Consider the following 13,910-nt stretch of genomic DNA (forward strand, 5'->3'; position numbering starts at 1 on the left):
GACACGCTAGGGCGCGATTTGACACGCGTCAACTGATTCTCCCCGCCCGCCGCGGCCGTACGCTTCGTCGGTGCCCACCTCCCCGCGCCGTCGCGCGCGCCCGGCCCCCACCCTCGCTGCTCTCGCCCTCGCCGCGACCCTGCTGCCCGGTGCGCCGGCCTCGGCCCGTCCCGCGGGCGACACGCTCTTCCCGTCCCAGGGCAACAGCGGCTACCAGGTCCGCGTCTACGACGTCGCGATGGACTACCAGCCGCTGACCAACCGGGCCCGGACCCGGGTGCTGGTGCGCGCCAGCGCCAAGCGGACCCTCGACTCCTTCCACCTCGACTTCTCGGGCCCGCGCGTCACCGAGGTGCTCGTCGACGGGGTCGCGGCACAGCACCGGCGTACGGGCGCGCACGAGCTGGTCGTGACCCCCAGCGAGCCGGTGCGCCGCGGGCGGTTCACGGTGTCGGTGTCGTGGCAGGGCGAGCCGCCCGAGCACACCGACGCCGACGGCTCCACCGAGGGCTGGGTGCGCACCTCGGACGGTGCGGTGGCGCTGGGCGAGCCGGTCGGCGCGATGACCTGGTTGCCCTCCAACAACACCCCCGGCGACAAGGCCCGGTTCCGCTACGCGATCACGGTGCCGACCGGCTACGAGGTCGCCGCCAACGGTGACCTGGTGGGCCGCGACGAGACCGCGACCTCGACCACCTGGCGCTGGGACGCGCGCGACCCGATGGCCACCTACCTGGCGATGGTCGCGATCGGGCAGTTCGACGTGCACGAGTCGGCGACGACGTCGGTCGACGGCCGCACCATCCCGATCTGGTCGTTCACCGACCCCACCACCGGCGACGCGGCCGACGCCCGCGAGGCCCTGCCCGGGATCCTCGCGTTCAACGAGGAGCTCTTCGGGCCCTACCCCTTCACCTCCGCCGGCCTCGTGGTCGACGACGCGAGGGTCGGCTACGCCCTCGAGACCCAGACCCGTGCCTTCTACCCGCCGGGCGCCGCGACCACCTCCACCGTCGTGCACGAGGTCGCCCACCAGTGGGTCGGCAACGCGGTCACCCTCACCGACTGGCACGACATCTGGCTGGCCGAGGGCTTCGCAACGTACGCCGAGTGGCTCTACGCCGCCGAGCACGGCGGGCCGCGCCCGGGCCAGCGCTTCAAGGCGCTCTACGCCCGCCCGGCCTCCGACGACCTGTGGAGCCCCGCGCCCACCCGCTTCACCGACAGCTCCCAGCTCTTCGGCGCGCCGGTCTACACCCGGGGCGCGATGACCCTGCACGCGCTGCGCCAGCGGGTCGGCGACGCCGACTTCTTCGCGATCCTGCGCGCCTGGGTGCGCCGCCACCACGACGCCAACGTGACCACCCGCGACCTGCTGCGCCTCTCCGAACGGGTCTCGGGCGAGGAGCTGGACGGGTTGTTCCGTGAGTGGCTGGTGCGCGACGGGAAGCCGCGGGGCTACTGACCGGGATGCCGTGGGCTGGTCGGCCCCACGGGTGCAGGGCTTGAGAGGGTCGGGGCGTGACCGATGACCAGCAGGTGCCGGACGACCCCGCCACCAGGCTCCTGAAGCGCATCGTCCTGGTGTTCGTGATCGGTGGGTTCGTCGTGTTCCAGGTCCCCCGGTCGTTCGGCGGGCTCGTCAGTGGGGACCCGAGCCGTCAGCTCGCGGCGGCCGTCGGCCTGGCCTTCTGGGCGTGGCTCTCGTGGCGCCTCGTGGTCCTCGTCCGCACCCGTGACGCAGAGCGGGACCCGCGCTACGCCTACATCTCGGGCATCGGGTACGCCGGGTTCTTCGTGATCTACTCCGCGCTCCTGGCGTGGCGCTGGTCCCGTGGCGAGCTCGACGCACGTGCTCTGCCCTTCACTGCGCTCGTCCTCGGCCTCGCCGTCGTCTCGCTCGCAGCGGGTCGACGGCTGTCGCGCGACGTCGTGGCTGCCGAGTCGTCGGAGGAGTGATCGACGCGGGCAGCTGACGCGCACCGCGCGCCAGTCCTGGATGGCCGCGGCCGGTCACGGACGAGGAGTGCAGCACGCGATGACCACCCCGCCGGCGTACGGGCGCTACGAGCTAGGACGCCTGACGCCCCGTCTCGTAGGCGAGGCGGTCCTGCTCCTCGTCAGTGGCCAGGCGGTCCGCTACGGCTTGCGCCTGCACCTCCTCGCAGGACAGCCCGACAAGCGATTCGCTCCAGCCCTCGACGAGGCATCCCAACGACCCGTAGGTACGCACCACCTCCGGGACCGTCGAGCCGCCAGCGTGCAGCGCGACGCGGAAGGTGAAGCGGCGCCCGTCCTCCAGCACTCGCGTGGCCACCAGCGATCCCTCTGCGGACGGGACTGCCGACACCCGGTCGCCTAGTTCAGGTCATAGGCGAAGAGGGGCACTGCACGCACGAGGAACGAACCATCTGCCTGACTCTCGGCGGCCAAGGCTTCCCACTGCTGCTGGTCATCGTCAGACGGCAGCGCGAACCAGACCGGATCGGAAGTGTGGAGTCCTGGATGAACCAGGTTGATCCAGGACTCCACACTTTCTCGCTGCCGGGCGCGGCCGTCGACCGGGACACACCCGGCGAGACCTCACTGCAGCGGGACGCCGCCGCGGTAGACCGAGCGCACCAGCGGCACCCCGGGGCGGTAGGCCAGGTGCACGTGGCTGGGGGCGTCGAGCACGACCAGGTCGGCCCTCTTGCCCGGTGCCAGCACGCCCACGTCGTCGCGGTCGAGGGCGCGGGCCCCGCCGAGGGTGACCGCGCGGACGGCCTCGGCCGGGGTCATCCCCATCTCGCGGACCGCGAGCGCGACGCAGAACGGGATGGAGCTGGTGAAGCAGGAGCCGGGGTTGCAGTCGGAGGCCAGCGCGACGTCGACGCCGGCGTCCAGCAGCCGACGCGCGTCGGGGTAGGGCTGGCGGGTCGAGAACTCGACGCCCGGCAGCAGAGTGGCGATGGTGCCGCTCCCGCTCAGCGCGTCGACGTCGGCGTCGTCGAGGTGGGTGCAGTGGTCGACCGCGACGAGGCCGAGCTCGCAGGCCAGCTGGACGCCCGGGCCCGGGCCGAGCTGGTTGGCGTGCAGCCGCCCCCGCAGCCCGGCGGCAGCGCCCGCCTCGAGGACCGCCCTCGCCTGGTCGGCGTCGAAGGCGCCGCGCTCACAGAAGGCATCGATCCAGCGCGCGTGCGGCGCGGCCGCCTCGAGCATCGGGCCGGTGACCAGGTCGACGTACGCCGCCGGGTCGCCCGCGTGCTCGGGCGGCACGACATGGGCGCCGAGGAAGGTCGTCTCGTCGGTGAGCTCGCGCGCCACCGCGAGCGAGCGGGCCTCGTCGTGGACGCTGAGGCCGTAGCCGCTCTTGATCTCGACGGTGGTGGTGCCCTGGCGGCGCATCTCGGCCACCAGCCCGGCGGCGTGGGCCAGCAGCTGCTCGTCGGTGGCGGCGCGGGTGGCGGCGACGGTGGTGCGGATGCCCCCGGCGGAGTAGCTCTCACCGGCCATCCGGGCCGCGAACTCCGCCGACCGGTCGCCGGCGAAGACGAGGTGGCTGTGGCTGTCGACGAAGCCGGGCAGCACCGCGCGGCCGCCGACGTCGACCGCGGCGTCGGCCGTGGGCGCCTCGACGGCGGGTCCGACCCACGCGACCCGTCCCCCCTCGACGACGACGGCCGCGTCGGGCACCAGCCCGAGGACGTCGCCGGGCCCGACCCGGGCGGGGTCGTTGGTGGCGAGCTCGGCGATGCCGGTGATCAGCAGGGAGGTCATCGGTCGTCCTTCCAGACGCGGTCGATCGCGGCGGCGAGGTCGCGGCCGACCTCGGGGGCCTGCTCGCGGGTGTGCACCAGGCGTCCGTCGACGACGACCCGGGTGACGTCGGCGCCGGTGGCGGCGAAGACGGCGGTGTGCGCGTCGGCGCCGGTGCCGGCGGTGCGGGGGCTGGTGGTGTCGAGGGTGACCAGGTCGGCGCGCGCCCCGACCGCGATCACGCCGGCGTCGTCGAGGCCGAGCGCGTCGTGTCGCAGCCCGGCCCCGAGGAGCTCGGCGGCGGCCCAGTGCCCGCGGCGCTCGGCCACGAGCCGCTCGTCGAGCTCGACGGCGCGCATCTCCTCGAAGAGGTCGACCACGGCGTGGCTGTCGGAGCCCAGCGTCAGCGCGCTCCCGGCGTCGTGCAGCGCCCGGCTCGGCCCGACCCCGTCGCCGAGGTCGCGCTCGGTGGTGGGGCAGAAGCAGGCGTGTGTGCGACTCGCGCCGAGGGCCAGCACGTCGGCGTCGTCGAGGTGGGTCGCGTGCACGGCGCTGGTCAGCGGGCCCAGCACCCCGGCCTCGGCGAGCACCTGCGTCGGCGAGGCGTCGTACGCCGCGCGGCAGGCGTCGTTCTCGGCGCGCTGCTCGCTCAGGTGCACGTGCAGCGGCCGGCCCCGGGCGCCCTCGACCACGGTCGCCAATTGCTCGCGCGGCACCGCGCGCACCGAGTGCACCGCCGCGCCGACGACCACGTGGGGCTGGTCGGCGACCGCGGCGGCCAGCGCCTCGACCCGCTGCGCCCACCGCTCGGCGTCGCCGTCGCTGTAGCGCACCTGCGCACCCTCGACCGGCGCCCCGAACCCCGAGGAGAGGTAGCAGGTGTCGAGCAGCGTGAGCCGGATCCCGGCGCGCCGGGCGGCCTCGACGAGGACCAGGCCGGTCTCGTTGGGCTCGGCGTAGGGGCGTCCGTCGGGGGCGTGGTGCAGGTAGTGGAACTCCCCCACCGTCGCGATCCCGACGGAGGCCATCTCGCGGTAGAGCGCGGTGGCCAGCGCCAGGAGGTCGTCGGGGTCGAGCCGCCCGGCGAGGTCGTACATCTGCTCGCGCCAGGTCCAGAACGTCCCGCCCCCGCGCTGGGTGCGCCCGCGCAGCGCCCTGTGGAAGGCGTGGCTGTGGCTGTTGGCCAGGCCGGGGAGGGTGAGGCCAGGGACCCGCTCGACCCCGGACGGCACCCGGGCCGACGCCTCGACCCGGGTGAACCGGCCGCCCTCGACCTCGACCAGCACGTCGTCCTCGACCCGCCCACCGACCCAGGCCCGCTCGAGCAGGTACGCCGTCGGCCCCGTCACGTGCACAGCCGCTCGAGGGTGTCGGCCAGCGCGTCGACGCCGGCCAGGCAGTCGGGCAGCTCGGCGTGCTCGGCCGGGGAGTGCGAGACGCCGGTGGGGTTGCGCACGAAGAGCATCACGGTCGGGATGCCAGCGCCGGAGAGGATGCCGGCGTCGTGGCCGGCCTGGGTGGGCAGCACCGGCCAGTCGCCGCCGGTGTGGTCGGCGGCGACGCGGCGGGCCAGGTCGGGGTCGAAGGAGACCAGGCCCGAGACCGACTCGGCGACCACCCGCACCTCGGTGCCGTCGAGCTCGGCGCGCTGCCGGGCGCGCCGCTCCAGCCCGGCCACCAGCTCGGCCAGGGCGCCCTCGGACTCGCAGCGCGCGTCGAGCCAGGCGGTGACCCGCGACGGCACGGCGTTGGTGCCGTTGGGCACCACCTCGACGCGCCCGAAGGTGGCGCGGGCACCGGCCAGACGGGCCTCCTCGTCGGCGGCCAGCGCGGTCGTCGCGTAGGTCAGCATCGGGTCGGCCCGGTCCTCCATCCGCGTGGTGCCGGCGTGGTCGGCGGTGCCGCTCAGCTCGAAGCGGTAGCGCCCGTGGGGCCAGATCCCGCTGGCCACCCCGATCGCGCGGCCCAGGTCGACCAGGGCCCGGCCCTGCTCTACGTGCAGCTCCACGAAGGTCGTCACGCCCGCCAGCAGGTCGGGGTCGCCGGCCTGTGGGCCCGGCAGCCCGGCCGCCTCGAGCGCATCGGGCAGCGCCACGCCGTCGCGGTCGAGCAGCTCGCGCGCCCGCTCCCACGACGTCGCGCCGGTCAGCAGCCGCGAGCCCAGGCACGCCAGGCCGAAGCGCGAGCCCTCCTCCTCGACGAAGACCGAGACGCCCACCGGCCGGGCCGGCACCACGCCGCGCTCCCGCATCCGGTCGATCGCCGCGAGCGCCGAGACGACGCCCAGCGGGCCGTCGTACGCCCCGCCGTCGAGCACCGAGTCGAGGTGCGAGCCGGTCAGCAGCCGCTCGTCGGGGCGGGTCGCGTGCTCCTCGCCCCACCAGCCGACGAGGTTGCCCAGGCCGTCGCCCTGCACGCGCAGGCCGCGCTGCTCGCACGCCTCCACGAACCAGGCCCGCAGCTCGCGCTCGGCGCCGGCCCACGGCTGGCGGAAGTAGCCGCCGCTGGCGGCCGAGCGGCCCACCGGCGCCAGCGCGCCCCACATCGCCTCGAAGTCATCGGCCACCGGGCCACCTGCCTCTCGCCCCACGCTGGTCGTGTCCGAGCTCGTGGCCATACTCGTCGCCATGGAGTTCCAGGACGTCGTACGCCGCCGCCGGATGGTCCGCGACTACGCCGACCGGCCGGTGGCACGCGAGCAGGTCGACCGGATGCTCGAGAACGCCACCCGGGCGCCCAGCGCCGGGTTCAGCCAGGGCTGGTCGTTCCTGGTGCTCGACACCCCCGACGACGTGCGCCGCTTCTGGCGCACGACCTCCGACGACGTCGACGACCCGGACCGCTGGCTGGCCGGAATGATGCGCGCCCCCGTGGTGGTCGTGCCGTGCAGCAGCCGCGCGGCGTACCTCGACCGCTACGCCCAGCCCGACAAGGACGGCACCCGCCGGCGCAACGGCGCACCGGCCGGCGACCCGTGGACGGTGCCCTACTGGCACATGGACGCGGCGATGGCGAGCCTGTTGATCCTGCAGACCGCGGTCGACGAGGGGCTCGGCGCCTGCTTCTTCGGGCTGCCGCCGCACCGCGAGCCCGAGGTGCGCGAGGAGTTCGGGGTGCCCGACGACGTCGACCCGATCGGCGTGATCACGATCGGCCACCGCGCCGAGGGCACCGGCGCGAAGGGCTCGCCGGCCACCCGTCGCCGACGTCCGGTGGGCGACGTGGTGCACCGTGGCGGCTGGGGCTGAGCAGGGGCGGAGGGGCACGGCACCAGTCCAGCCACCGCCGCGTGGCGGGTCAACGACCCCCGGCCCGCCTGTGTCTCGGATGCGAGACCAGGTGGGACCGGGCGTTCGGCCCCGGGCCGGCCCCCGCACCGCGTAGCCTGCCGCCCGTGACCTTGAGGGAGGGCGCGGAGCAGTCGCGCGCGGTGGGCAAGCTGCAGGCACTCGTACGGATCCCGACGGTGAGCCACCGCGACCCCGACCTGGTCGACACCGCCGCCTTCGACGCCTTCCTCGTCGAGCTCGAGACGCAGTTCCCGCTGCTGCACCGGCACCTGGACCTGACCCGGGTGCACACCCACGGACTCCTCTTCCACTGGCGCGGCGCGAGCGACGCGCGGCCCGTGGTGCTGATGGCCCACCTCGACGTGGTGCCCGTCGAGGGCGAGTGGCAGCACCCGCCCTTCAGCGGCGCGATCGCCGACGGCAGCATCTGGGGCCGCGGCACCCTCGACGACAAGGGCTGCCTGGTCGGCATCTGCGAGGCCGTCGAGACGCTCCTCGAGGCCGGGCACACCCCGACCCAGGACGTGTGGCTCTCCTTCGGCTGCGACGAGGAGGTCTTCGGCCACGCGGCGCCGCTGGCCGTCGACGAGCTGCGCCGGCGCGGCGTACGCCCGTGGTTCGTGCTCGACGAGGGCGGCGCCATCGCCTCGGAGGCCTTCCCCGGCGTCGGTGCGCCGATCGGGGTCATCGGGGTGACCGAGAAGGGCATCACCTCGGTCGAGCTGCGCGCCGAGGGCCGCGGCGGCCACGCCTCGACGCCCGCGCGCAACGGCCCGGTCGCCCGCGTCGCGCGCGCGGTCACCCGGCTGGAGAAGGCACCGCTGCCCGCGAGCCTGCCGGCCCCCACCATCGAGCTCTTCCGCCGCCTGGCGCCGCACGCGCCGCTGCCGCTGCGGCCGCTGATGGCCAACGCCGAGCGGCTGCGCCCGGCGCTGACCCGGGTCCTGCTCGCGGCCGGCCCCGAGACCGCCGCGATGACCCGCACCACCGTCGCGGTCACCACGCTGTCGGGCTCCCCCGCCCTCAACGTCATCGCCGCCACCGCCAAGGCCGGGGTGAACATGCGGCTGATGGTCGGCGACACCGTCGAGGAGGTGCTGGCCCACGTGCGCCGCACCGTCGGCAGGGGTGTCGAGGTCGACGTGGTCGAGAGCAGCGAGGCCAGCCCCGTCTCGCCGTACTCGACCACCGACGGCCGGGGCGGGCACGGCAGCGTCGACGAGGCGTTCGCGCTGCTCGAGGACACCATCACCGAGGTCTTCCCCGACGCCGTGCCGGCGCCGTACGTGATGATGGCCGCCACCGACGCGCGGCACTTCACCGCGATCTGCGAGCGGGTCTACCGCTTCGCGCCGTTCCGGATGACCAAGCAGCAGCGCGAGTCGATCCACTCCTACGACGAGCACATCGGCGTCGAGGCCTTCCTCGACGGCGTCGACTGGTACCGCCGACTCCTCGAGAGGCTCCCGTGAACCGCTCCCTGCCCCCCGGCGCCCGTGGCCTGGCCACCGTCGTCGGCTTCCTCGTCGTCGTCGAGCTCGCCAGCGGCGTCCTCCAGGGCTACTACACCCCGATCTTCAGCGACATCGCCGACCACCTGGGCATCCAGGACGCCGACGTCAACTGGTTCGAGGCCGCCCAGCTGCTGGTCTCGGCGCTGTGCGTGCCGCCGCTGGCCCGCCTCGGCGACCTGGTCGGGCACAAGAAGGTGCTGCTGATCTCGACCGCGGTCACCGCGGTCGCCTCGTGGGGCGTCGCCTTCGCACCGTCCTTCGAGACCTTCCTGGTCGCCTGGGCGCTGCAGGGCTTCTACGTCGTGTGGCTGCCGCTCGAGGTCGCGATCATCTACCGGCGCACCGCCGGCTCCGGTCGCCAGGGGGTGCTGACCCGCCGCTCGGCCGCGGTCCTCGTCGGTGCTCTCGAGCTGGCCGTCATCATCGGCGCGCTGACCTCGGGGGCGCTGGTCGAGAGCACCTCGATGACCGTGCTGCTCGCGCTGCCGGCCGTCGTGGTCACCGCGTGCCTGGTCATCATCTGGGTCGGCATCGACGACGCCCCCGGCGAGGCCACCGGCGGGTTCGACTGGCCGGGCCTGGGCCTGGTCACCGCTGCGCTGCTGCTGGTGATGGGTGGGCTGATCGCGGTCCGGCTCCAGGGCCCGGGCAGCGTGCTGCCGTGGCTGCTGATCGCGGCCGGGCTGGCCGTGCTGGTGCCGTTCCACCGTGTCGAGGCCGCCCGCGCCGACCCGATGATCGACGTCCGGCTGCTGGCGACGCGCGGCCAGTGGCCGGTGCAGCTGACCGCGTTCCTCTTCGGCATCTCGGTGCTCGGCGCCCAGATCCCGCTCTCGACCTTCGCGCGCACCGACCCCGACGTCGCCGGCTACGGCCTCGGCGCCGACGCCGCGTTCGTCTCCACGCTCGTGGGCGTCTACGTCGTCTTCCTGGCCGTCGGCGCCCTCACCCTGCCGCTGACCGCCCGTCTGCTCGGCCCCCGCGGGGCGCTGGTGGCGGGCGCCCTGCTGGTGGCGCTGGGCTACGGGCTGTTCCTGCCCTTCCACGACTCCACGACCCAGACCCTGGTCAACATGGCGATCGCGGGCATCGGCTCCGGCGCCCTGGTGGCGGCGCTGCCGGCCACCGCGGCGGCCGCCGCCCCGCCCGACCGCACCGGCTTCGCGACCGGCATGACCAACGCGACCAAGACGGTCGGCGGCGCCTTCGCCAGCTCGGTCTTCGCGATCGCGCTGGCCTCCACCGGCTCCCTCGGCGAACCGGGCGCGGGCCAGGCGCCGCTGTCGGGCTACCTGACCGTGTGGGCGATCTGCTCGGTCTCGGCCGTCGCGGCCGCCCTGGTGCTGCTGATGATGCCGCGACCCGTCGAGACCGTGCCCGACACGCCGCTCGACGCCGTGCCCGTCGGCTGAGCACCGATCCGAGTACCCGGGCTCACGACTGAGCGGGGGCCGGCGGGGAAGGCTGTGCCCATGAGCTCCCCCACCACCCCCGCCCCGACGTCGTACGGCGCCCCGCCGGGCCGCTCGCCCCGCGCCCGCACGGCGTACCGGGTCGCCACCCGGGTCGTGCTGGGCCTCAGCGCCCTCGCCCTGGTCGGCGTGGTGGCCCTGTGCGTGGCCGGCGCCACCGACCCGAGCGAGTACGCCGACTTCTACTACCTCGTCGCCGTCCTCCTGGCCGCGCCGGTGCTCCTGGCGCTGGCGCTGATCTGGGCGGCGCGCCGGCTGCGCCCGCGCGCCCCGAGGGTCTCGCTGGCGCTGGCCTGCGTCGCCGCCGCCGGCATGACGTGGCTGGCGTTCGGCGCCCTCGCCGTGCTGTGGCCGATGTGACGGCGCCGCGCTCCCCGGGCGCGGCCTACGCCGTGCCGGCGCTGCTCGCGCTGGTGACCTGCGCCCTCGCCCTGGCGGCAGCGGTCGCGCTGGGGGCCCAGGCCTGGGTCGACCCCGACCCGTGGGCGGGGGTGGGCTTCGTCTACGTCGTCATCCTCGCCGCCCCGGCGCTGACGTCGCTGGCGCTGCTGGGCGCCGCCCACCGCGCCCGGCGGCACAGCCCCGGCCGCGCCCGGGCGCTGGCCTGGACCGCGCTCGGCGTGGTCGGCCTGGTCGGGCTCGCGGCCAGCCGCCACCTCGCCTACTGACCGTCTCCCACTGAAATCCCACAACGACCACGCCGGCCGCGGCCGGGGACCAGGATGTGCCCATGACCACCGACCCCGCGCTCGAGAGCCGCTCCGCCACCACTGGCGAGCCCCGCCCCGACCGCGCCGTACGACGCGTCCCGGCGCTGCGGCGGACCGCGCGCGCCACGCTCGTGCTCGACGCGCTGGCCGTCGCCGGGTGCGTCGCCCTGGCCGTCGTCTTCTCCGTCGACCCGCTCGCCGTCGCGGTGGCGGTCATGCTGCTGGTCCCCTTTCTCGTCTCCGCCGTGGTGGTGCTGGTCGGCGCACGGGTGCGTGACGCCGCCTTCGCCTGGCTGCTGGTCGGACCCGCCTGCGCCGGCACGCTGGGGCTGCTCGCGCTGGTGCTGGTGCAGTGGCGCTTCAACGCCTTCTGAGCCCTGGTCGGCTCGGGCCCACCGCCTAGGATCGGGACCAGGGAGGTGGCGACATGTCCGAGGAGCCGCACCGCCGCGCCGACGCCGCGCGGCCCACCGACGAGTCCCAGGCCGCCGACGAGGTCGAGCGGCGCAAGCGCAGCGGCGAGAGCATCGCCGCCGCCCGGATCGGCAACCAGACCGCCTGGGTCGACCAGCAGGTCCGGGTGGCGATGGCCAAGGGCGAGTTCGACGACCTGCCCGGCAGCGGGCGCCCCATCGAGGACCTCGGCTCCGAGCACGACCCCGACTGGTGGGTCAAGCGCCTGGTCGAGCGCGAGCAGATCACCGGCGTGCTGCCCCCGAGCCTGCAGCTGCGCAAGGACGACGCCGAGCTCGACGCCCGCCTCGACGCCCTCACCGTCGAGCGCGAGGCCCGGCGCGAGGTCGAGGACTTCAACGCCCGCGTCATCCGCGCCCGCTACACCCCCGCCGACGGCACGCCCCCGCTCATCACCATGCCCCGCGACGTCGAGGCCACCCTCGCCGCCTGGGCCGAGCGGCGTACGGCGCGCGCGGCCGCCGTCCGCGCCCAGGTGCAGGCCCAGGCGCTGGCCGCCGCCACCCGCCCGCCCCGCCGCCCCTGGTGGCGCCGCCCCCGCCCCGGCCCCGCCGAAGGTTCATCGGGTACCCGATGAAACTGGCGCCACCGGACTGAACCTTCGTGCAGGTAGCGCGAGGTCCATCGGGTACCCGATGAAACTCCCGCCGGGCCCCTCCACACCCCACCGCTGTCAGATCCGTCATACCCACGGGTAATGCTTCGCTGCTACTTTCGCGCGCATGCCCAGCTCGAGCCGCAGCGCCAAGGACTTCTTCCGCCCCCTCGCCGTGGGGGCGCCGACCCCGCCGACGGAGATCCCGGCCCGCCCGAGCCGGGCGATCCACTTCTTCGACCCCAGCAACGCCAAGATGGCGGCGAAGATCCCGCAGATGGTCGGCAGCGTCGACGTGCTGCTCGGCAACCTCGAGGACGCCGTCAAGGCCGACAACAAGGAGGCCGCCCGCGAGGGCCTGGTGAAGATCGCCCAGGAGACGGACTTCGGGCCGACCCAGCTCTGGACCCGGATCAACGCCCTCGACAGCCCCTGGGTGCTCGACGACCTGACCACGCTGGTGCCGGCGATCGGGCACAAGCTCGACGTGATCATGGTCCCGAAGGTGCAGGGCGCCGAGGACATCCACTACGTCGACCGCCTGCTGGCCCAGCTCGAGGCCAAGGCCGGCCTGGAGAAGCCGATCCTGGTGCACGCGATCCTCGAGACCGCGCGCGGCGTGGCCAACGTCGAGGAGATCTGCGGCGCCAGCCCCCGCATGCAGGGCCTCTCCCTGGGCCCCGCCGACCTGGCCGCCGACCGCCGGATGAAGACCACCCGGGTCGGCGGCGGCCACCCCGGCTACCTGGTCCGCCAGGACCCCGACGGCTCCGGCGAGGAGGCGATCAACGGCGCCCGCACGACGTACCAGCAGGACCTGTGGCACTACACGATCGCCCGGATGGTCGACGCCTGCGCGATGCACGGCATCTACCCCTACTACGGCCCCTTCGGCGACATCGCCGACGTGGTGGCCTGCGAGGACCAGTTCCGCAACGCCTTCCTGCTCGGCTGCGTCGGCACCTGGAGCCTGCACCCCAAGCAGATCGCGATCGCCAACCGCGTCTTCAGCCCCAGCGTCGAGGACGTCACCCACGCCCGGCGCGTGGTCGCCGCGATGGGCGACGGCACCGGCGCGGTGATGCTCGACGGCAAGATGGAGGACGACGCCTCCCTCAAGCAGTGCCTGGTGATGGTCGAGCTGGCCGAGGAGCTGGCCGCGATCGACCCCGAGCTGAAGAAGCAGTACGACGCGATCACCCTGCCCGGAGAGGACGCCTGAGATGACCGACGTGACCCCCCTGCGCAGCGTCCTCTACATGCCCAGCTCCAACGAGCGGGCGCTCGAGAAGGCCAAGTCGATCGCCTGCGACGGCCTGATCCTCGACCTCGAGGACGCCGTCGCCCCCGACGCCAAGCCCGCCGCCCGCGACCAGGCCGCCGCGGCCGCCTCCTCCGGCGAGTACGGCCGGCGCACCGTGACGATCCGCGTCAACGGCATCGGCACCGAGTGGCACGACGACGACATCGTCGCCGCCGCCCAGGCCGGCCCCGCCGGCGTCGTGGTGCCCAAGGTCAACAGCGCCGAGGAGGTCCGCACCCTGGTCGCCGCCCTCGAGAAGGCCGGCGCCCCCGACCACACCCGCCTGTGGGCGATGGTCGAGACCCCCGAGGCGATCTTCAACGTCCGCGAGATCGCGGCCGCCTCCGACCGGCTCGCGGTGCTCGTGATGGGCACCAACGACCTGGTCAAGGAGCTGTACGCCGAGCACGTGCCGGGCCGCGCCCCGCTGCTGACCTCGCTGTCGCTGAGCCTGCTGGCCGCTCGGGCCGCGGGCGTGCAGATCCTCGACGGCGTCTACAACGACGTCAAGGACGCCGAGGGCTTCCTCGCCGAGTGCGCCCAGGGCCGCCAGATGGGCTTCGACGGCAAGACGCTGATCCACCCCGGCCAGGTCGCGCCCGCCAACGAGCAGTTCGCGCCCTCGCCGGAGGCGGTCGAGGACGCCCGCGGCCTGATCCAGGCCTGGGAGGACGGACAGGGCTCCGGCGTGGTGACCTACAAGAACAAGATGGTCGAGAACCTGCACGTCGAGTCCGCCCGGCGCACCCTCTCGATCCACGAGGCCGTGCAGGCGCTCGAGTCCTGAGCCCGGGCTGAGCGGGGCTGGGTCCGC

General features: G+C 74.5%; 15 protein-coding genes. 11 read left to right on the forward strand and 4 right to left on the reverse strand.

Annotation, left to right across the window (positions count from 1 at the left end; all coding sequences use genetic code 11):
* Positions 1 to 70: 70 nt before the first annotated feature.
* Both OCU29_RS10000 and OCU29_RS10005 read left to right on the forward strand, forming a co-directional pair.
* Positions 71 to 1,465, forward strand: coding sequence for a M1 family metallopeptidase (locus OCU29_RS10000; protein ID WP_261819787.1), 1,395 nt, complete (start codon positions 71 to 73; stop codon positions 1,463 to 1,465).
* Between the two features lie 56 nt (positions 1,466 to 1,521).
* On the forward strand, positions 1,522 to 1,959 hold the full coding sequence (locus tag OCU29_RS10005) for a hypothetical protein (RefSeq protein ID WP_261819788.1): 438 nt from the start codon (positions 1,522 to 1,524) through the stop codon (positions 1,957 to 1,959).
* A gap of 112 nt (positions 1,960 to 2,071) precedes the next feature.
* Here the strand turns inward: OCU29_RS10005 and OCU29_RS10010 are convergent, their stop codons facing one another.
* The 4 genes from OCU29_RS10010 to OCU29_RS10025 all read right to left on the reverse strand — a co-directional run bounded on the left by OCU29_RS10010 (position 2,072) and on the right by OCU29_RS10025 (position 6,304).
* On the reverse strand, positions 2,072 to 2,317 hold the full coding sequence (locus OCU29_RS10010) for a hypothetical protein (protein ID WP_261819789.1): 246 nt from the start codon (positions 2,315 to 2,317) through the stop codon (positions 2,072 to 2,074).
* Positions 2,318 to 2,583: 266 nt separating this feature from the next.
* Positions 2,584 to 3,759, reverse strand: a complete 1,176-nt coding sequence (hutI, locus tag OCU29_RS10015; RefSeq protein WP_261819790.1) for an imidazolonepropionase — start codon at positions 3,757 to 3,759, stop codon at positions 2,584 to 2,586.
* Positions 3,756 to 5,087: a formimidoylglutamate deiminase gene (locus OCU29_RS10020; protein ID WP_306799017.1), complete on the reverse strand. Its 1,332-nt coding sequence runs from the start codon at positions 5,085 to 5,087 to the stop codon at positions 3,756 to 3,758. Before OCU29_RS10020 ends, hutI begins: the two co-directional genes overlap by 4 nt.
* Positions 5,084 to 6,304 (reverse strand): allantoate amidohydrolase, encoded by a 1,221-nt coding sequence (locus OCU29_RS10025; RefSeq protein ID WP_261819792.1) that lies wholly within the window; start codon positions 6,302 to 6,304, stop codon positions 5,084 to 5,086. Before OCU29_RS10025 ends, OCU29_RS10020 begins: the two co-directional genes overlap by 4 nt.
* 61 nt (positions 6,305 to 6,365) lie before the next feature.
* Here OCU29_RS10025 and OCU29_RS10030 point away from each other — a divergent pair, with 61 nt between their 5' ends.
* The 9 genes from OCU29_RS10030 to OCU29_RS10070 all read left to right on the forward strand — a co-directional run bounded on the left by OCU29_RS10030 (position 6,366) and on the right by OCU29_RS10070 (position 13,883).
* The gene (locus tag OCU29_RS10030; RefSeq protein ID WP_179614591.1) at positions 6,366 to 6,986 is read left to right on the forward strand and encodes a nitroreductase family protein; all 621 of its coding nucleotides are present in this window, start codon (positions 6,366 to 6,368) and stop codon (positions 6,984 to 6,986) included.
* Between the two features lie 146 nt (positions 6,987 to 7,132).
* Entirely contained in the window at positions 7,133 to 8,500 is a 1,368-nt protein-coding gene (locus OCU29_RS10035; protein ID WP_261819793.1) for a M20/M25/M40 family metallo-hydrolase, read from the forward strand.
* On the forward strand, positions 8,497 to 9,954 hold the full coding sequence (locus OCU29_RS10040) for an MFS transporter (protein WP_261819794.1): 1,458 nt from the start codon (positions 8,497 to 8,499) through the stop codon (positions 9,952 to 9,954). Before OCU29_RS10035 ends, OCU29_RS10040 begins: the two co-directional genes overlap by 4 nt.
* 60 nt (positions 9,955 to 10,014) lie before the next feature.
* Positions 10,015 to 10,374, forward strand: coding sequence for a hypothetical protein (locus OCU29_RS10045; protein WP_261819795.1), 360 nt, complete (start codon positions 10,015 to 10,017; stop codon positions 10,372 to 10,374).
* Entirely contained in the window at positions 10,371 to 10,682 is a 312-nt protein-coding gene (locus OCU29_RS10050; RefSeq protein ID WP_261819796.1) for a hypothetical protein, read from the forward strand. The genes OCU29_RS10045 and OCU29_RS10050 overlap by 4 nt, the downstream gene beginning before the upstream one ends.
* 62 nt (positions 10,683 to 10,744) lie before the next feature.
* The gene (locus tag OCU29_RS10055; protein WP_261819797.1) at positions 10,745 to 11,098 is read left to right on the forward strand and encodes a hypothetical protein; all 354 of its coding nucleotides are present in this window, start codon (positions 10,745 to 10,747) and stop codon (positions 11,096 to 11,098) included.
* A gap of 53 nt (positions 11,099 to 11,151) precedes the next feature.
* Positions 11,152 to 11,775, forward strand: coding sequence for a DUF1992 domain-containing protein (locus OCU29_RS10060; RefSeq protein ID WP_261819798.1), 624 nt, complete (start codon positions 11,152 to 11,154; stop codon positions 11,773 to 11,775).
* A 145-nt stretch (positions 11,776 to 11,920) separates the two neighbouring features.
* Complete coding sequence (locus OCU29_RS10065) at positions 11,921 to 13,015, forward strand: CoA ester lyase (RefSeq protein ID WP_261819799.1); 1,095 nt, start codon at positions 11,921 to 11,923, stop codon at positions 13,013 to 13,015.
* A 1-nt stretch (position 13,016) separates the two neighbouring features.
* Complete coding sequence (locus OCU29_RS10070; RefSeq protein WP_179614597.1) at positions 13,017 to 13,883, forward strand: CoA ester lyase; 867 nt, start codon at positions 13,017 to 13,019, stop codon at positions 13,881 to 13,883.
* Positions 13,884 to 13,910: the final 27 nt, after the last annotated feature.

Source organism: Nocardioides sp. OK12 (genome assembly GCF_024341885.1).
GTDB classification, from domain to species: domain Bacteria; phylum Actinomycetota; class Actinomycetes; order Propionibacteriales; family Nocardioidaceae; genus Nocardioides; species Nocardioides marinisabuli.

Excerpts from the sequence above, each read along its gene's own strand:
- hutI (WP_261819790.1), bottom strand. The coding sequence starts at position 3,759 with ATGACCTCCCTGCTGATCACCGGCATCGCCGAGCTCGCCACCAACGAC.
- OCU29_RS10030 (WP_179614591.1), top strand. The coding sequence starts at position 6,366 with ATGGAGTTCCAGGACGTCGTACGCCGCCGCCGGATGGTCCGCGACTAC.
- OCU29_RS10045 (WP_261819795.1), top strand. The coding sequence starts at position 10,015 with ATGAGCTCCCCCACCACCCCCGCCCCGACGTCGTACGGCGCCCCGCCG.
- OCU29_RS10055 (WP_261819797.1), top strand. The coding sequence starts at position 10,745 with ATGACCACCGACCCCGCGCTCGAGAGCCGCTCCGCCACCACTGGCGAG.
- OCU29_RS10060 (WP_261819798.1), top strand. The coding sequence starts at position 11,152 with ATGTCCGAGGAGCCGCACCGCCGCGCCGACGCCGCGCGGCCCACCGAC.
- OCU29_RS10065 (WP_261819799.1), top strand. The coding sequence starts at position 11,921 with ATGCCCAGCTCGAGCCGCAGCGCCAAGGACTTCTTCCGCCCCCTCGCC.
- OCU29_RS10070 (WP_179614597.1), top strand. The coding sequence starts at position 13,017 with ATGACCGACGTGACCCCCCTGCGCAGCGTCCTCTACATGCCCAGCTCC.